Here is a 15805-nt window from a genome sequence, read left to right as displayed (position 1 = left end):
CCGCGTCGGCCCTGCCGCCCCCGAGGGGGCTACTGCCGGGGCAACTCCCGTTCGCAGGACTGAAGTTAGTTTCGAGAAATCCGGGGACTCAACGCAGAGCCGGTCACTTCACTCGTAAGGGTGATCAGGAGGCGGTTTCGAATTCGTACGAGAGCCCTCATGTGAGCAGCGGGCGCCCGGCGTGCGGGCGTGCACGACCCGCGCGGGGCCGTCCGGGGCGCCCCGCCGCAGGTTGACGCGCATCCGTGCGCCCCGGGCACCCCCGTCCGAACCCCGCCGCGAACCGTTCGAACGCCCCGCCGCCGGACCCCCGTCGGACCCCCGCCGGACCCGCACCGGACCCCCGCCGGATCGCCGCCGGACTCGCACCGGGCGGGCACCGGACCCGCACCGGACCGGCGTCCGCGCCACGGCACCCCCGCCGGCGGCCCGGCACCCGAACGGCCGAGGCCCGACCGCGCCCGCGCGCACGGTAGTCTCGACAGGTGCCGAAACTGTCCGACGTCATCACCGCGCTCGAAGAGGTCTACCCGCCGCAGTGGGCGGAGTCCTGGGACGCCGTCGGCCTGGTCTGCGGAGACCCTCAGGCCGAGGTCAGCCGTGTGCTGTTCGCCGTCGACCCCGTCCAGGCGGTCGTCGACGAGGCCGTGGAGTGGGGCGCCGACCTGGTGGTCACCCACCACCCCCTCTACCTGCGCGGCACCACCAGCGTCGCCGCCACCACCTTCAAGGGCCGGGTGGTGCACACGCTGATCACCAACGGCATCGCCCTGCACGTCGCCCACACCAACGCCGACCACGCCGACCCCGGTGTCTCGGACGCGCTGGCCGAGGCGGTCGGCCTGCGGGTGACCGGCCCGCTGGTGGCCGACCCGACCGACCCGCTGGGCCGTCGCGGCTCCGGCCGGATCGGCCTGCTGGAGCCCCCGCTGACCCTGTCCGCGTTCGCCGCGCGGGTCGCCGGGGGCCTGCCCGCCACCGCCGCCGGCGTCCGCGTCGCCGGCGACCCGAACCGGCTGATCAGCCGGGTCGCGGTGTGCGGCGGCTCGGGCGACGGCTTCCTCGCCGACGTACGGGCGGCCGGCGTCGACGCCTACGTGACCGCCGACCTGCGCCACCACCCGGCCTCCGAGGCCGCCGAGGCGGCGCCCGTCGCGCTGATCGACGCCGCCCACTGGGCCACCGAGTGGCCCTGGCTCGCCCTGGCCGAGCGGTCCCTCCAGTCCGCCGCCGACAAGCACGGCTGGGCCGTGGAGACCAAGGTCTCCCACCGGGTCACCGACCCGTGGACCGCGCACGCCCCCATGTCCTTCACCGCCTGACCCGATCCACAGGAGCTGTCCCCTTGAACGCCGCGCCCGCCGACCAGATCCGCCTGCTCGACCTACAGGCCTTCGACTCGAAGCTCGACCAGCTGGCCCACCGGCGCCGGACGCTGCCCGAGCACGCCGAGATCGAGAAGGTCTCCGCCGACCACACCGCGCTCAAGGACCTCGTCGTCGCCGCCGAGGCCCAGAAGGGCGACACCGCCCGCGAGCTGACCAAGGCCGAGCAGGACGTCGAGCAGGTCCGCGCCCGCTCCGCCCGCAACCAGCAGCGCCTGGACTCCGGCTCGATCACCTCGCCGAGGGACCTGGAGAACCTCCAGCACGAGATCGGCTCGCTCGCCAAGCGCCAGGGCGACCTGGAAGAGGTCGTGCTGGAGATCATGGAGCGCCAGGAGAGCGCCAAGTCCCGGGTCGAGGAGCTGGGGGCCCGCCTGGAGCACTCCACCATCGTCCTCACCGAGGCCGAGGGCCGCCGCGACGCCGCCCTGGCGGAGATCGACGCCGAGGCCGACAAGGTCAAGCGCGACCGCGAGACCGTCGCCGCCGTCGTCCCGGCCGACCTGATGAAGGTCTACGCCAAGCTGCGCGAGACCCAGGGCGGCGTCGGCGCGGCCCGTCTCTACCAGCGCCGCTGCGAGGGCTGCCGCACCGAGTTCTCGATCACCGAGCTGAACGCCATCAAGGCCGAGCCGGCCGACAAGGTCGTCCGCTGCGAGAACTGCTCGCGGATCCTGGTCCGCACCGCGGACTCCGGGGCCTGATCCGGTGGCGGCGCGCTTCATCGTCGAGGCGGACGGCGGGTCCCGGGGCAACCCGGGGCCGGCCGGCTACGGCGCGGTCGTCCGTGACGGGGACACCGGGCAGATCGTCGCCGAAGCCGCCGAGTTCATCGGCCACGCCACCAACAACGTGGCCGAGTACAAGGGCCTGATCGCCGGCCTCAGGGCGGCCCGGGAGCTCGACCCGGACGCCTCGGTGGACGTCCGGATGGACTCCAAGCTGGTGGTGGAGCAGATGTCCGGGCGCTGGAAGATCAAGCACCCCGACATGCAGCCGCTCGCCGCCGAGGCGAGGACGGTCTTCCCGCGCGGCCGGGTCGCGTACACCTGGATCCCGCGCGAGCGGAACAAGGACGCCGACCGGCTGGCCAACGAGGCGATGGACGCGGGCAAGGCCGGGCGCCAGTGGGAGCCCCGCAAGCCCGCCCCGGCCGTCGTCGACGAGCCGCTGCCGGAGCCCGCCGCCCCCAGGGCCGGCTGGGCCGCCCCCGCCGATCTGGGCACCCCGACCACCTTCGTCCTGCTGCGCCACGGCGAGACCCCGCTCACCCCGGAGAAGCGTTTCTCCGGCAGCGGCGGCACCGACCCGGAGCTGTCCGACAAGGGCCGCTGGCAGGCCGAGCGGGCCGCCGAGGCGCTGGCCGCGCGCGGCAGCGTCCAGGCGGTCGTCGCCTCCCCGATGCTCCGCACCCGGCAGACCGCCGAGACCGTCGCCGCCCGGCTCGGCCTGGAGGTCCGGTACGAGGACGGGCTGCGCGAGGTCGACTTCGGCGACTGGGAGGGGCTGACCTTCGCCGAGGTGCAGGAGCGCCACCCGGCCGACCTGACGGCCTGGCTCGGCTCCGCCAAGGCCAAGCCGACCGGCAGCGCCGAGAGCTTCACCACCCTCACCCACCGGGCCGGCGTCGCCCGGGACAAGATCATCGCCCGCTACGCGGGGAAGACCGTGCTGGTGGTCTCGCACGTCAGCCCGATCAAGACACTGGTCCGGCTGGCGCTCGGCGCCCCGCCGGACTCGATGTACCGGATGGAGCTGAGCGCCGCATCGATCTGCGCCGTCCAGTACTACGCGGACGGCAACGCCTCGCTGCGGCTGCTCAACGACACCTCGCACCTGCGCTGACGGACGCCGGGGCGCACCCGGGCCGGGTGCGCCCCCGCTCCGGGCGCGCATCCGGAGCGGTTCAGTGCACCTCGGTGACCACGACGTCCAGCTGCCACGGCTTGCGGGCCGTGCCCTCCGCCGCCGGCTCGACGCGGTGGCCCAGCGCCGACAGCGCGTCCATCAGCTCGGCGGGCGTCTTCGGCTCGGCCCCGGCGACCAGCAGGTCCCGGACGAGCCGGCCCTTCGTCGCCTTGTTGAAGTGGCTGACCACGCTGCGCTTGCCGTCCCGCTCCTGGAGCACCCGGACGGTCGCGGTCCGGGAGGCCACCTCGCCGGCCGGCTTCCAGGCCGCCGCGTACGCGGAGCTGCGCAGGTCCAGCACCAGTCCGTCCGCCACCTCCGGCAGCACCGGGGCCATCGCGCTCCGCCAGTACGCCCCGAGCGCCCCCGGTCCGGGGAGTTTCACGCCCATCGAGCAGCGGTAGGACGGGATCCGGTCGGAGATCCGGACGGCGCCCCAGAGGCCGGAGAACACCAGCAGCGAGCGCTCGGCCCGGTCGCGGGCGGCGGCGTCCAGGGTGGCCAGGCCGAGGTGGTCGAACAGCACCCCGGTGTACACCTCGCCCGCCGGGCGGGCCCCCGCCGTCAGCAGACCGGCGTTCTTGGCGATCTCGCCCCGCAGGCCGGGGGAGAGCCCCAGCACCCCGGCGGCGGTGTCCTCGTCGCCCCGGCAGAGCCCGACCAGCGCGTCCAGCACCGCCCCGCGCGCCGCCGTCAGCCCGGGCAGCGACAGCCCGTCCAGCGCCACCGGCCCACCGTCCCCGGACCCGGCCTTGCCCTCCGAAGGCGGCAGCAGCACCAGCACAGCGGACTCCTCGACATTCTGCGGCGGACGAACCCCGCCACCCTACTGCGGCCGCTCCGGCCCCCAGCGCCACGCAGGCCCGGGGACCCTCACCGCGGCGGGCCCCGGGCGCCCTCACCGCGGCGGGCCCCGGGCGCCCCCGCGGCGGCGGACCCCGGGCGCCCCCGCGGCGGCGGACCGGCCATCGCCCGCCGAAATGCGGTGGGCCGCCCCGGCTTCCACCACTACGGTGAGCCGGGAGGAGAGGTGAACGACATGACCCTGCGACCCCTGGACCTGGTACCCGACGGCGACGACGACGCCGTCGAGGAGTCCCTGTCCGTGCGCCTGCCCGCCGGCCTGCCGGCGGAGACCCGGCAGGCGCTGGAGTTCGCGCTGCGGGCGGCGGCCCGGGCCGTGATGGCCGGGCAGGTCCGGGTGACCGAGGAGCCGGGCGGCTCCGGCACCGCCGAGCTGGCCTTCGACGTCCGCCGGTCCGAGGTGCCCGAGGCGCTCGCCGAGGGAGCCCGGCAGGGCAGGGCCGAGCGCCGCGCGGCCATGGTGGCCAGGATCCGCGCCGCCAACGCGGAGACGCTCGACCGCCTCAAGGACCTGTGACCTCGTGACCGAGTACCTGGACCTCGACGACGTCACCTACCTCGCCGGCGGCCCGGAGAACATCCGCGACCTCGGCGGCCTGCTCTCGGCCATCGCCCGCCCGCAGGCGAGCCTGTTCGGCGACGACGCCTACCCGGACCTGTGGACCAAGGCGGCGGCCCTCGGCCAGAGCCTGTCCCGCAACCACCCGCTGGTCGACCGCAACAAGCGCACCGCCTTCGAGGCGATGCTGCTGTTCCTGGACTACAACGGCGAACCGTACGCGGACCCGCACCCTGACGACGCCGTCGCGTTCATGCTGCGGCTGGCCACCGGCCGGTACGACGACGCGGTCGTGCTCGCGGCGAAGGACCTGAAGTCCCTGCTGGGACGCTGAGCCTCCATCCGAAATCACCCGATTCGCCCTACGCTGCGTCCATGCCTCGCCGAAAACTGCGCGTCAAGGCCGCCGACTCCGCCCGGATCAACACCGAACTGAACGAGCTCCGCACCTCCCTGGACATCCACACCGAGTGGCCGGAGGCGGTGCTCGCCGAGGCGGAGGAGGCGGCCGAACGCCCCCGGCTGCCCGAGCACGACGCCACCGACCTGCCGCTGTTCACGGTCGACCCGCCCGGCTCGCGCGACCTCGACCAGGCCATGCACCTCACCCACCGGGCCGGCGGCGGCTACCGGGTGCACTACGCGATCGCCGACGTCGCCGCCTTCGTCCGCCCGGGCGGCGCCATCGACACCGAGGCCCGCCGCCGGGTCGAGACCCTCTACTTCCCGGACCACCGGGTCCCGCTGCACCCCGCCCGGATCTCCGAGGACGCCGCCAGCCTGCTGCCCGGCGAGCCCCGGCCCGCGCTGCTCTGGCAACTGGACCTGGACGCCGACGGCGCCGTCGTCCTCGCCGACCTGCGCCGCGCCCTGGTCCGCTCGCACCGCCGCCTGGACTACGCCGCCGTCGAACGCGCGGTGCACCTCGGCGGCGCCGACGAACAGCTCGCCCTGCTGGCCACCGTCGGCCGGCTGCGCGAGGAGCAGGAGCGCGCCCGGGGCGGCATCAGCCTGCCCGTGCCCGAGCAGGAGGTCGAGGAGACCCTGCACGGCTACGTCCTCGGCTACCGCGCGGCCGGCCCCGCCGACGGCTGGAACGCCCAGATCTCGCTGCTCACCGGCATGGCCGCGGCCGAGCTGATGCTGGACGCGGGCGTCGGCCTGCTGCGCACCCTGCCGGCCGCCCCGCCCGGCGCGTACGAGCGGCTGCGCCGGATCGCCGCCGCGCTGGACGTCGACTGGCCGCAGGCGCTCCCGTACCCCGAACTGATCCGCTCGCTGGACCCGGACGTGCCGCTGAACGCCGCCTTCCTCAACGCCTGCACCGGGCTGCTGCGCGGCGCCGGCTACCACGCCTTCGACGAGTCCCGCGGCCTGCCCGCGCCCGCCGCACCGGACCACGCCGCGCTCGCCGCCCCGTACGCGCACTGCACCGCGCCGCTTCGCCGGCTCGGCGACCGCTTCGCGCAGGAGGTGTGCGCGGCGGTCGCGGCGGGGGAGGACGTGCCGGACTGGGCGCGCGACGCGCTGCCGGCCGTCCCGGCGCTGATGGCGAACGGGGACCGACGCGCGGGCGGGGTGGAACGCGCCTGCGTGGACCTGGTGGAGGCGGAGCTGCTGGCCGGCCGGGAGGGCGAGGAGTTCGCCGCGGTGGTCGTCGACGTGGACGAGAAGCGGCCCTCCTCCGGCACCGTCCAGCTGCGCGACCCGGCGGTCCGGGCCCGCTGCGACGCGGCGGGCGCCGGCGCGGGCGGGGGCGCGGGCGCCGGTACGGCCGGGCGGCTGCCGCTCGGCCGGGTGATCGGCGTCCGGCTGACCATGGCCGACCCGGCCACCCGGACCGTCCGCTTCGCGGCCGTGTAGGCCTGTAGGCCTGCAGCTCTGCGGCCAGTGCGGCCGGGCGGCCGGGCCGGGGAGCGCCCCCGCCCGCCACCCGTACGGTCCGCCCGGTCCCCCCGCCCCCGCCCGGCGGTGGGAGGATCGGGGCGTGCCCGATGCCCGACCCCCCGCCGCCGCCGTGCCCGCCGCCGCACCCGCCGCCGAGCACGCGGCCGGGCGGCGCCGCCGTCTGCTCGTCCTGGCGATCTGCTGCCTGAGCCTGTTCATCGTCGGCCTCGACAACACCGTGGTGAACATCGCCCTGCCCTCGATCCAGCGGGACCTGGACGCCCCGGCGTCCGGGTTGCAGTGGATCATCGACGCCTACACCCTGGTGCTGGCCTCGCTGCTGATGCTGTTCGGCTCGGTGGCCGACCGGTTCGGCCGCCGCCGGGTGTTCCAGACCGGCCTGGTGTGCTTCGCCCTCGGCTCGCTGCTGTGCAGCCTGGCGCCGAGCCTGGAGTGGCTGGTCGCGTTCCGGGCGCTGCAGGCGGTGGGCGGCTCGATGCTGAACCCGGTGGCGATGTCGATCATCACCAACGTCTTCACCGATCCGAAGGAGCGGGCCCGGGCGATCGGCGTGTGGGCCGGCGTGGTCGGCATCTCGATGGCCCTCGGCCCGGTGCTCGGCGGCTTCCTGGTGGACGGCGCGGGCTGGCCGTCGATCTTCCTGATCAACGTCCCGGTGGCGCTGGCCGCGATCCTGCTGACGGCCCGCTTCGTCCCCGAGTCCCGCTCGCCCCGGCCGCGCCGACTGGACCCGGTGGGGCAGCTGTTGATGATCGTGCTGCTCGGCTGCGGCACCGCCGCGATCATCGAGGGCCCGGGCAACGGCTGGACCTCCCCGCTGATCCTCGTCCTCGCCTCGGTCGCCGCGGCCGCGCTGGTCGCCTTCCCGCTGTGGGAGCGGCGGGTGGCCGAGCCGCTGGTCGACCCCCGGTTCTTCGCCAGCGCGCCGTTCACCGGAGCCACCGTCACCGCGGTCTGCGCGTTCGCCGCGCTCGGCGGCTTCCTCTTCCTCAACACCCTCTACCTCCAGGACGTTCGGCACTACAGCCCGGCCGAGGCCGGGCTGTGGACGCTGCCGATGGCCGGGATGGTGCTGGTCTGCGCGCCGCTGTCCGGACGGATCGTCGGCGGCCGGGGCCCGCGCCTGCCGCTGGTCGCGGCGGGGCTCGGCCTCGGGGCGAGCGGGCTGCTGCTCACCCGGCTCGCCGCGGACTCCCCGCCGGCGCTGCTGCTGGCCGCGTACGCGCTGTTCGGCTTCGGCTTCGGCATGGTCAACGCGCCGATCACCAACACGGCGGTCTCCGGCATGCCGCGCGCCCAGGCGGGGGTGGCGGCCGCGGTCGCCTCGACCAGCCGTCAGGTCGGCCAGTCGCTGGGCGTCGCGGTGATCGGCACGGTCGTCACCTCGGCCGTGGTCGGCCCGGTCGCGACCGGCTTCGCCCCGGCCAGCCACGCCGGCTGGTGGATCCTGGTCGGCCTCGGCGGCGCGATCCTCGCCCTGGGCCTGGTCACCACCACCGACTGGGCCCGCGCGACGGCCGCCCGGGTGGCCGCCCGCCTCGGCGGCGAGCCGCCGGCCGTCCGGTCCGGTGTACGGGAGGCACCGCCCGAGCGGCTACGATGACCACTACGGCGGAAGAGTCGGCCGGGCGGTCGCGACGGGTCTCCGGACCCGCCGAGGAACGTCCGGGCTCCACAGAGCAGGGTGGTGGGTAACGCCCACCCGGGGTGACCCGCGGGACAGTGCCACAGAAAACAGACCGCCCACCGCTTTCGGTGGTGGGTAAGGGTGAAACGGTGGTGTAAGAGACCACCAGCGACCGGGGTGACCCGGCCGGCTAGGTAAACCCCACCTGGAGCAAGGTCAAGATCGGTGCCCTCGGGCGCCGTGCGCGGATGTTCGAAGGCTGCTCGCCTGAGTCCGCGGGTAGACCGCACGAGGCTGTCGGCAACGGCAGCCCTAGATGGATGGCCGCCTCCCCGGGCCGCGCAAGCACCCCGGGAGACAGAACCCGGCGTACAGGCCGACTCTTCCGCCGCCCTTCCCGCCCCGTGAACGGGCGGGGGGCGGCCGGCTCGGCCGGTCAGGCCGGGTGGGCGCCGACGGCGTCGCGGATCCGGGTGCCGAGCCCCCCGCTGACCCGGGCGCAGTTGGCGCAGCAGAAGAACATGCCGGCCACCTCGACGCCGTGGCCCACGATCCGCACGGTGCACTGTTCGCAGCGCGGCGCGAGCTTCTCCATCGCGCACTCGAAGCTGTCGAACGTGTAGGTGTCGCCGGTGACCGTCTTGATCTCGAAGGCCAGCCAGTAGTCGTTGCCGCAGGTGACGCAGATGGCCATGGCGGCCGTCTCCTTCCGGTGGGGCCGCTCCCGGCGGGGCGGCTGTTCCCAGTGTCGAAGGCCCGGTCGGCGACGGCCACCCGGCGGGACTGTCGGGCGGAACCGGCTCAGCCGGTGGTGGCGGAGAGCTCCTCCAGGGCCCGGACGGCGCGGTCGGCGTCGTCGGCGGCGACGAACAGGTGGTCGTGGTGGAAGCCGGCCACCACGTTGCAGCTGATCCCGTCCTCGGCGAGCCGTCCGGCGACGGCCGCGGTCAGGCCGACGGCCTCCAGTGCCGAGTGGATCTGCAGGGTGATCCAGGCCGCCACGTACTCGTAGCGCAGCCCGAGCGCGTCCGCCTCCTCCTGGGCGACCACCACTGTCACGCCTTCGGGTTCGGCGACCGTCACCACCGGCCGCATGCCCGCAGGCACCTTCGCGGGGAGCGTGCAGTACACGTACCGCCCCGGGTTGAGCTGTGGGCGCATCCCGCGCAGGAGCATCGCAAGGTCTCGTTCTCCGGACATGCCCGCCACCGTAGCGGCTGGACGGGTGACGCGCCCGTGCCTGGCGGCCGGGTCGGGGACAGTATCGGTAAGTCGTTGACGAGCGACAGTCACCGATATATCGTCGAACTATCGAGACAGTGACTCGACTGTTTCGGATATCCCGTTTCGGAGAACCCGTTTCGGAGTACCGGTCGGAGTACCAGGAGGTGGGCGCCATGCGCTCAGGAATGCGATTTCGTGGAGAGGGTCCGCGCGGCGGTGGCCGCCGGCGCGGGCCGGGGCCGGAGTTCCGGGAGATGCCCGGGGAGGGCTTCGAGGGCCGGGAGGCGTTCGGCGGGTTCGGTCCGCCGTTCGGCGGCGGCGGGCCGGGGCGGCCGATGGGCGGCCCGTACGGGCACGGCTTCGGCGGGCACGGCGGCCGGCGCGGTGGCCCGCACGGGCGGCGCGGCGGCCGGGCCCGGCGCGGGGACGTGCGCGCCTCGCTGCTGGCGCTGCTCAAGGAGCGGCCGATGCACGGCTACGAGATGATCGCCGAGATCACCGAGCGGACCGGCGGGGCCTGGCGGCCCAGCCCGGGCTCGATCTACCCCAACCTCCAGCTGCTGGAGGAGGAGGGCCTGATCACCGCGGAGGAGGTCGGCGGCAAGCGGCTGGTCTCGCTCACCGAGGCGGGCCGGGCCGCGGCCGAGGCCGGGCCGGCGGAGCCGTGGGCGGAGGCCGGCCGGGAGGTCGACTGGGAGGCGGTCCAGGAGGTCGGCCAGGCGCTCGCCGCGCTGGAGCAGGCGGTCCAGCAGGTCATGCGGACCGGCACCGAGGCGCAGCGCGCCAAGGGCCTGGCCGTCCTGACCGAGGCCCGCAAGAAGCTGTACCTGGTCCTCGCCGAGGATGACTGACCGGCGCCGGGGGATGCGTACGGGCGGGGGATGCGTACGGGCGGGGGCGCGTACCGGTGGGGGACGCGCGCCGGTGGGGGAGCCGCGCCGGCGCGACGGGCGGTGCCGCTGCTCAGGGGTGGACCAGGAACAGGGCCACGCAGACCAGCAGCAGCACCGCCCAGCCGAACCAGAGCCAGCCGTTCTGCCCGATGACCACCGTGTAGACGCTCACCGCCGCCAGCAGCACCGCCGTGACGGCGGCGACCTCCCGGTTGTGGTGCGCGACGGCCCGGGAACTGCTCCTCGGGTGCCGTACCGTCCTGGCCATGCCGACCTCCCGGAGGGTCGATGGGGGAGCGGGGCGGCCCGTCGGCCGGAGGCTCGTCAGCCGGAGGCCTTGGCGGTGGCCGCCTCGTCGTACTCGTAGCGCCAGAACCAGCTCAGGCCCCGTACCTGCTTGGCCCGGACGTACACCAGTGTGCGCGCGGCCGTGTCGCCGTGCGCGGGGACCGGGACCTTGTACTTCTTCGGCACGCCGAGCATCGGCCCCAGCGGGACGGGCAGGATCCTGCCGTCCAGGGGGCCGCCGACGAATGCGGTGTCCGCGCTCTTCATCCCCCCAGGGTCTCACCTCCGCACGGGTGACCCGGAGGTGTCGCGGGGTGACCGGGGACACCCGGGGAGGGCGGGCGCGGGGAGGCCCGGTGAGGGCCAAGTGCCGGGAGTGTGCCCGGGGTGCCCGCGGGAGTGTGACCGGAGAGGCACCGCCCCCGGTCATCCGGAGGCCCCGCGCACCCTTATCCTTCCTGTACGCCCTCGGGGTCCACCCGGGTCAGCGGGCCCGTACGGGCCGGGCGGGGCGCGGATCCCCGCGCCCTCCGGCCGATCCGGCGCGGACAGCGTGCTGCCGCGACTGCGTACCGTGACCCTGGCGTCGGCCGTCCGGTGACCCCGGGCCGCGGCCGGCTGGGCGCGGACGGCAGGGCCGAGCACCCCGGGAAGCAGCGGGGCGCGCCGTGCGTTGCGTCGGAGTGGTACGTCGAACGCTGTGTCGCACCAGGCACGGCAGTTGCGCGGAAGGGACCCGATGGAAGCCGGCGGCAGGTGGACGACCTGGTGGCAGAAGCGTGATCGTCAGCGGGCCCGGGCGGGGGACGCGGACGGCCCGGGGACCGGACTGGACCAGCTGCTCGGCGCCGCGCGCGCCGGGTTCCCGCTCGCCCCGGCCGCCCATCCGGCCGGCTACCGCTGTTCCTGTGACCGGGTGGCCTGTCCGGCTCCCGCCCAGCACCCGGTCTCCTTCGCCTGGCAGACGCAGGCCACCACCGACCCCGAGCAGCTCTCCCGCTGGCTCTCCCGCGACCCGCAGGCCAACTTCATCACCGCGACCGGCCGGGTCCACGACGTGCTGGACGTCCCGGCGGAGGCCGGGCGGCTGGCGCTGGAGCGGCTGACGGCGCTGGGCGTCGAGGGCCCGGTCGCCGCCGTCGGCGAGGACCGCTACCTCTTCTTCACCGCCACCCGCGGCACCCCGCAGGACGAGGACGAGTGGTGGACCAGCGCGCTCGACTCCACCCCGGACACCATGTCCGAGCACCCCGGGCTGCGCTGGCACTGCCGAGGCTCGTACACCCTGCTCCCGCCGGCCGCGCTGCCGGACGGCTCCCAGGTGCGCTGGCTGCGCGGTCCCGAGCAGGCGCTGCCGGACCCGCTGCGCGTCCTGGACGTGCTGACCGACGCCTGCACCGAGGTGGGCGCCGTCGCCGAGGAGCAGTGGCTGATCGGCTGACCGGCCCCCCGGATCGGCCGACCGGCCCCCCGGTGGGTGCGCCCACCGGGGAGTCACGGCAGGGCGGGGGTCACGGCAGGGTGAGGACCTCCGCGCCGTCCGCCGTGACCACCAGCGTGTGCTCGAACTGGGCGGTGCGCTTGCGGTCCTTGGTGACGACCGTCCAGCCGTCGGCCCAGACCTCGTAGTCGTAGGTGCCCAGGGTCAGCATCGGCTCGATGGTGAAGGTCATGCCCGGCTTGATCACCTCGGTCGCCCGCTCGCTGTCGTAGTGCGGGATGATCAGCCCGGAGTGGAACGACGTGTTGATGCCGTGCCCGGTGAAGTCCCGCACCACGCCGTAGCCGAAGCGCTTCGCGTAGGACTCGATGACCCGGCCGATGACGTTGATCTGACGGCCCGGCTTGACCGCCTTGATCGCGCGGTCCAGGGACTCCCGGGTGCGCTCGACCAGCAGCCGGGACTCCTCGTCCACGTCGCCGACCAGGTAGGTGGCGTTGAGGTCGCCGTGCACGCCGTGGATGTACGCGGTGGCGTCGATGTTGACGATGTCGCCGTCCCGCAGCACCGTCGAGTCCGGGATGCCGTGGCAGATCACCTCGTTGATCGAGGTGCAGACGGACTTGGGGAAGCCCCGGTAGCCGAGGTCGGACGGGTAGGCGCCGTGGTCGCACATGTACTCGTGGGCGACCGCGTCCAGCGCGTCCGTGGTGACGCCGGGGGCGATCAGCTCGGCCGCCGCCGCCATGGCCCGGGCGGCGATCCGGCTCGCGATCCGCATCTTCTCGATCGTCTCGGCGGTCTGCACCTCGGGCCCGGTGTACGGCGTCGGGGCGGGGCGCCCGACGTACTCGGGGCGCGCGATGTGGGCCGGGACCTTGCGGGTGGGGGACTGGATGCCGGGTACGAGAGCCATGGCCGCGAGTCTAGTCGCCGGGCTCCGCCGGTACGGGCGGTGTGCGGGGCGGCCCCGCGCGGGGAATGATCGGTACCGGCCCGACCTTCGAACACCGACCGTCTGAACGGGAGAACGCCATGCCCCTCGGATTCCACCGCAAGTCGACCGGCAAGCCCGGCGAGTGGTTCTACTGCATCAAGCACGGCAAGGTCGAGGAGGGCCCGGAGTGCCCGGCGAAGGACCGCCTCGGGCCGTACGACAGCCCGGAGGAGGCCGCGCAGGCCCTGCGGATCGCGGACGAGCGCAACCGGGAGTGGAAGGACGACCCGCGCTGGGGCGACAAGCCGAAGGACGGGGCGGAGTAGGGACGGGCCGGGCAGCCGGGCAGCCGGGCAGCCGGGCGGGGGCAGGACCCGGGCCGGGTCAGCGCGGGTCGGGGCCGGTGAAGTACTCCTCGTCGACGCTCAGCACGACGAGGCGCCGGCCGGCCGCGACCGCCTGGGCGGCGGCCTGGTCCACCGGCGGCGCGGCCCTGGAACCCCGGTCGGCCCAGACGGTGGCGGCGGCGTTCGGCGCGTCCGGCGTCCGGGGGAAGCCGGCGCCCGGGGTGGGGGAGGAGCGCAGGTCCTGACGTTCGTCGAAGGCCAGGGTCACCCCGAGCAGGTCGCGGTCGCCGTCACCCCGGGGGAAGCCGTACCAGAGCCCCTCGCCGGGCCGGGGCGAGGCGTTGGAGTCGGTCTGCTGGGCCCCCTGGGCGGCCATCGCCTGCTCCCAGTGCGACCGGACCTGTCGCGGATCGCCCGTCACGGCGAGGTACTTGACGACCTGTCGACGGCAGCTGGCGGCCGTCCGGCGCGGCCCGGAGCCGTCGGAGGCGCCGGGGGCCGCACCGCAGCCGTCCTGGACGCCCTCGCCGATCTGCTGGGCACCGGAGAGCACCGGGAGCAGGGCGGCCAGCCGGCGGTCGATCTCGGCGGCGAGGCCCTGGTCGGCGGCGGCCACCTCGGGGGAGGCGGCCAGCGCCGTCAGGTCCGGTGCCGGGGGCCCGGGGGTGCCGGCGGCCGGGCGCGGGGTCCCGGTGTCCCGGGGGGCCTGGTCCGCGGCCCTGCCGCCGTTCCACAGCGCCCAGCCGAGCGCCCCGAACGCCGCCGCGGGCACGACCACCACGGCGGTCCACTGCTTCCATCCCCCGGATTTCATGCCCGAAAGTCTGTCACAGCGTGGTCGCCGCCCCCGTCGGTGTGCCGGCCGCCGGTTCGGTCTGCTCGGCCTGCTCCGCCCGGTCGTGCTCCGCCCGTTCGCGTTCGGCCCGTTCGTGCTCGGCGCGGACGGCGGCGGCGTGCGGGTCGGTGCGGTCGTCGTAGCCGAGCAGCGCGGGCAGCGCGGCGGCCACGGCGAGGACGGCGACGACGCAGGCGATACCGCCGGTCCAGACGGCGGCGCGCACCCCGACCAGTCCGGCCATGGTGCCCGCCCGGACCTGGCCGAGCTGCGGGCCGACGGAGTAGCTGAGCAGTTCCACACCGGCCATCCGGCCGCGGACCCCGTCCGGGATGGACTGGTTCCACATGGTCGCGCGGGCCAGCCCGCTGAGCTGGTCGGCGCCGCCGGCCAGTGCCAGCCCGAGCAGCACCACCCAGACGCTCCCGGACAGCCCGGCCAGGGCCATCGCCGCGCCCCAGGCGACGGCGGCGACCACCAGCAGCCGCCCGTGCCGGTGGATCCGGGACGTCCAGCCGCTGGTCGCCCCGACCAGCAGGGCGCCGACGGCGGAGGCCGCGTACATCGGGCCGAGCGCCCAGTCCGCGCCCAAGTCCGAGGCCAGGAAGGGGAAGACGGCCACCGGGTAGGCGAGCAGCATGGCGCAGACGTCGATCGCGTAGGTCCCGAGCAGGTCCTTGCGGCTCCACGCGTAGCGGACGCCGGTCAGCACCGCCCGGACCGAGGGGCGCTCGGCGCCGGTGGCGGGCGGCACGGCCTTGATCCGGGCGAGCAGCAGCAGCGAGGCGGCGAAGGTGAGCACGTCCAGCGCGTACGCGGTCTGCACCCCGGCGAAGGCCACCACGACGCCGGCCAGGGCGGGCCCGGCCACCGAAGCGGCGTTGTGGTACAGCGACTTGAGGGCGAAGGCGGCCGTCAGGTGCTGGTGCGGGACGATCCGCGGCGTGAGCGAGTCCAGGGCCGGGCGCTGGAGTCCGTCGGCGGCCGCGACCAGCGCGGCGACCAGGTAGATCGGCCACAGCAGCGGCTGCGGCAGCAGGGCGTTGAGCAGCAGCAGCCCGGCCAGCAGACCGAGCGCGGCCTCGGCGCGCAGCACCAGCTTGCGGCGGTCCAGGGCGTCGGCGAGGGCGCCGCCCCACAGGCCGAAGACGATCAGCGGGACGAGTTCGACGGCACCGACCAGGCCGACCGCGAGGGAGGAGTCGGTGAGCTGCTTGATCTGCAGCGGCACGGCGACGAGCGTCAGGAAACTGCCGAAGCTGGTGACGCAGCCGGACGTCCAGAGGTAGCGGAAGTCACGCGAGGCACGCCACGGGGACAGGTCGGGGGTCAGCGAGCGCAGCGCCGAGCGGACCCGTCCGGGCGCGGGCGTATGCGGAGGTTCGTCGACGTTCACCGAGTCCTCCAAGGAAGCCCCGGCTCTTCAGGCCGGGGAGGAATTGGATTGCCCGCGTAGCGGGACAGGGGGGCAGCGATTTGCCGTCGAGGCGGACTGCGGTGGTTACGGCCTGTGGTTTCTGAGTTTGCGTCAGATAGTCCGGGCGTACTAGGTTCGTTGATGTGAAGATTGTTGCGCAGGTGAAGTTGCT

18 protein-coding genes and 1 other RNA gene are annotated in these 15805 nt (G+C 74.9%); 11 read left to right on the top strand and 8 right to left on the bottom strand.

The annotated features are described in order from the left end of the window. Window positions 1-485: 485 nt before the first annotated feature. Genes ACFQ6N_RS35745 through ACFQ6N_RS35735 form a run of 3 tightly spaced genes read left to right on the top strand, consistent with a single transcriptional unit; the run spans window position 486 to window position 3230 of the window. Window positions 486-1322 (top strand): Nif3-like dinuclear metal center hexameric protein, encoded by an 837-nt coding sequence (locus tag ACFQ6N_RS35745; RefSeq protein ID WP_380658157.1) that lies wholly within the window; start codon window positions 486-488, stop codon window positions 1320-1322. Window positions 1323-1345: 23 nt separating this feature from the next. Beyond that, complete coding sequence (locus ACFQ6N_RS35740) at window positions 1346-2089, top strand: zinc ribbon domain-containing protein (protein ID WP_380658155.1); 744 nt, start codon at window positions 1346-1348, stop codon at window positions 2087-2089. Window positions 2090-2093: 4 nt separating this feature from the next. Then, window positions 2094-3230: a bifunctional RNase H/acid phosphatase gene (locus tag ACFQ6N_RS35735; protein WP_380658153.1), complete on the top strand. Its 1137-nt coding sequence runs from the start codon at window positions 2094-2096 to the stop codon at window positions 3228-3230. 61 nt (window positions 3231-3291) lie between these two features. Here ACFQ6N_RS35735 and yaaA read toward each other — a convergent pair whose 3' ends face one another. Next, window positions 3292-4077, bottom strand: a complete 786-nt coding sequence (gene yaaA, locus ACFQ6N_RS35730) for a peroxide stress protein YaaA (RefSeq protein WP_380658152.1) — start codon at window positions 4075-4077, stop codon at window positions 3292-3294. 255 nt (window positions 4078-4332) lie between these two features. Between yaaA and ACFQ6N_RS35725 the strand changes: the two genes are divergently transcribed. The 5 genes from ACFQ6N_RS35725 to rnpB all read left to right on the top strand — a co-directional run bounded on the left by ACFQ6N_RS35725 (window position 4333) and on the right by rnpB (window position 8639). After that, window positions 4333-4674, top strand: coding sequence for a hypothetical protein (locus ACFQ6N_RS35725; protein WP_380658150.1), 342 nt, complete (start codon window positions 4333-4335; stop codon window positions 4672-4674). A gap of 4 nt (window positions 4675-4678) precedes the next feature. Beyond that, entirely contained in the window at window positions 4679-5050 is a 372-nt protein-coding gene (locus ACFQ6N_RS35720; protein WP_380658148.1) for a type II toxin-antitoxin system death-on-curing family toxin, read from the top strand. Window positions 5051-5091: 41 nt separating this feature from the next. Beyond that, on the top strand, window positions 5092-6579 hold the full coding sequence (locus ACFQ6N_RS35715; protein ID WP_380658146.1) for an RNB domain-containing ribonuclease: 1488 nt from the start codon (window positions 5092-5094) through the stop codon (window positions 6577-6579). Window positions 6580-6733: 154 nt separating this feature from the next. Further along, window positions 6734-8227: an MFS transporter gene (locus tag ACFQ6N_RS35710; protein ID WP_380658181.1), complete on the top strand. Its 1494-nt coding sequence runs from the start codon at window positions 6734-6736 to the stop codon at window positions 8225-8227. Between the two features lie 13 nt (window positions 8228-8240). Then, window positions 8241-8639, top strand: an RNA gene (gene rnpB / locus ACFQ6N_RS35705) — RNase P RNA component class A. Between the two features lie 48 nt (window positions 8640-8687). Here rnpB and ACFQ6N_RS35700 read toward each other — a convergent pair. Further along, window positions 8688-8945, bottom strand: a complete 258-nt coding sequence (locus tag ACFQ6N_RS35700; RefSeq protein WP_380658144.1) for a Prokaryotic metallothionein — start codon at window positions 8943-8945, stop codon at window positions 8688-8690. Window positions 8946-9052: 107 nt separating this feature from the next. Then, window positions 9053-9451 carry an ACT domain-containing protein gene (locus ACFQ6N_RS35695; RefSeq protein WP_380658143.1) on the bottom strand — a complete coding sequence of 133 codons (399 nt, stop codon included), beginning with the start codon at window positions 9449-9451 and terminating at the stop codon, window positions 9053-9055. Window positions 9452-9648: 197 nt separating this feature from the next. On the opposite strand from ACFQ6N_RS35695, the gene ACFQ6N_RS35690 reads away from it, so the two are divergent. Next, window positions 9649-10326 carry a PadR family transcriptional regulator gene (locus ACFQ6N_RS35690; RefSeq protein ID WP_380658141.1) on the top strand — a complete coding sequence of 226 codons (678 nt, stop codon included), beginning with the start codon at window positions 9649-9651 and terminating at the stop codon, window positions 10324-10326. A gap of 112 nt (window positions 10327-10438) precedes the next feature. Here ACFQ6N_RS35690 and ACFQ6N_RS35685 read toward each other — a convergent pair whose 3' ends face one another. Both ACFQ6N_RS35685 and ACFQ6N_RS35680 read right to left on the bottom strand, forming a co-directional pair. After that, a complete protein-coding gene (locus ACFQ6N_RS35685) occupies window positions 10439-10636 on the bottom strand; it encodes a hypothetical protein (protein ID WP_380658139.1) in 198 nt (65 codons plus the stop codon). A gap of 56 nt (window positions 10637-10692) precedes the next feature. Continuing rightward, the gene (locus tag ACFQ6N_RS35680) at window positions 10693-10923 is read right to left on the bottom strand and encodes a hypothetical protein (RefSeq protein WP_380658138.1); all 231 of its coding nucleotides are present in this window, start codon (window positions 10921-10923) and stop codon (window positions 10693-10695) included. 472 nt (window positions 10924-11395) lie between these two features. Between ACFQ6N_RS35680 and ACFQ6N_RS35675 the strand changes: the two genes are divergently transcribed. After that, window positions 11396-12097: a bifunctional DNA primase/polymerase gene (locus tag ACFQ6N_RS35675; RefSeq protein WP_380658136.1), complete on the top strand. Its 702-nt coding sequence runs from the start codon at window positions 11396-11398 to the stop codon at window positions 12095-12097. 70 nt (window positions 12098-12167) lie between these two features. On the opposite strand, the gene map is transcribed toward ACFQ6N_RS35675, so the two are convergent. Further along, the gene (map, locus tag ACFQ6N_RS35670; protein ID WP_380658134.1) at window positions 12168-13013 is read right to left on the bottom strand and encodes a type I methionyl aminopeptidase; all 846 of its coding nucleotides are present in this window, start codon (window positions 13011-13013) and stop codon (window positions 12168-12170) included. A 119-nt stretch (window positions 13014-13132) separates the two neighbouring features. Between map and ACFQ6N_RS35665 the strand changes: the two genes are divergently transcribed. Continuing rightward, window positions 13133-13360, top strand: a complete 228-nt coding sequence (locus tag ACFQ6N_RS35665) for a hypothetical protein (protein ID WP_380658132.1) — start codon at window positions 13133-13135, stop codon at window positions 13358-13360. A gap of 58 nt (window positions 13361-13418) precedes the next feature. Here the strand turns inward: ACFQ6N_RS35665 and ACFQ6N_RS35660 are convergent, their stop codons facing one another. Together ACFQ6N_RS35660 and ACFQ6N_RS35655 are read right to left on the bottom strand one after the other, a co-directional pair. Next, the gene (locus ACFQ6N_RS35660) at window positions 13419-14195 is read right to left on the bottom strand and encodes a hypothetical protein (RefSeq protein ID WP_380658130.1); all 777 of its coding nucleotides are present in this window, start codon (window positions 14193-14195) and stop codon (window positions 13419-13421) included. Window positions 14196-14208: 13 nt separating this feature from the next. Continuing rightward, window positions 14209-15612, bottom strand: a complete 1404-nt coding sequence (locus ACFQ6N_RS35655; protein ID WP_380658128.1) for an MFS transporter — start codon at window positions 15610-15612, stop codon at window positions 14209-14211. Window positions 15613-15805 lie beyond the last annotated feature (193 nt).

It is taken from the genome of Kitasatospora sp. NPDC056446, from assembly GCF_042796115.1.
GTDB lineage: Bacteria > Actinomycetota > Actinomycetes > Streptomycetales > Streptomycetaceae > Kitasatospora.
This window is presented reverse-complemented; position numbering and strand designations above follow the sequence as displayed.

Coding starts and splice junctions, on each gene's coding strand:
- ACFQ6N_RS35725 (WP_380658150.1), top strand. CDS start 4,333: ATGACCCTGCGACCCCTGGACCTGGTACCCGACGGCGACGACGACGCC.
- ACFQ6N_RS35715 (WP_380658146.1), top strand. CDS start 5,092: ATGCCTCGCCGAAAACTGCGCGTCAAGGCCGCCGACTCCGCCCGGATC.
- ACFQ6N_RS35700 (WP_380658144.1), bottom strand. CDS start 8,945: ATGGCCATCTGCGTCACCTGCGGCAACGACTACTGGCTGGCCTTCGAG.
- ACFQ6N_RS35695 (WP_380658143.1), bottom strand. CDS start 9,451: ATGTCCGGAGAACGAGACCTTGCGATGCTCCTGCGCGGGATGCGCCCA.
- ACFQ6N_RS35690 (WP_380658141.1), top strand. CDS start 9,649: ATGCGCTCAGGAATGCGATTTCGTGGAGAGGGTCCGCGCGGCGGTGGC.
- ACFQ6N_RS35685 (WP_380658139.1), bottom strand. CDS start 10,636: ATGGCCAGGACGGTACGGCACCCGAGGAGCAGTTCCCGGGCCGTCGCG.
- ACFQ6N_RS35680 (WP_380658138.1), bottom strand. CDS start 10,923: ATGAAGAGCGCGGACACCGCATTCGTCGGCGGCCCCCTGGACGGCAGG.
- ACFQ6N_RS35675 (WP_380658136.1), top strand. CDS start 11,396: ATGGAAGCCGGCGGCAGGTGGACGACCTGGTGGCAGAAGCGTGATCGT.
- map (WP_380658134.1), bottom strand. CDS start 13,013: ATGGCTCTCGTACCCGGCATCCAGTCCCCCACCCGCAAGGTCCCGGCC.
- ACFQ6N_RS35665 (WP_380658132.1), top strand. CDS start 13,133: ATGCCCCTCGGATTCCACCGCAAGTCGACCGGCAAGCCCGGCGAGTGG.
- ACFQ6N_RS35660 (WP_380658130.1), bottom strand. CDS start 14,195: ATGAAATCCGGGGGATGGAAGCAGTGGACCGCCGTGGTGGTCGTGCCC.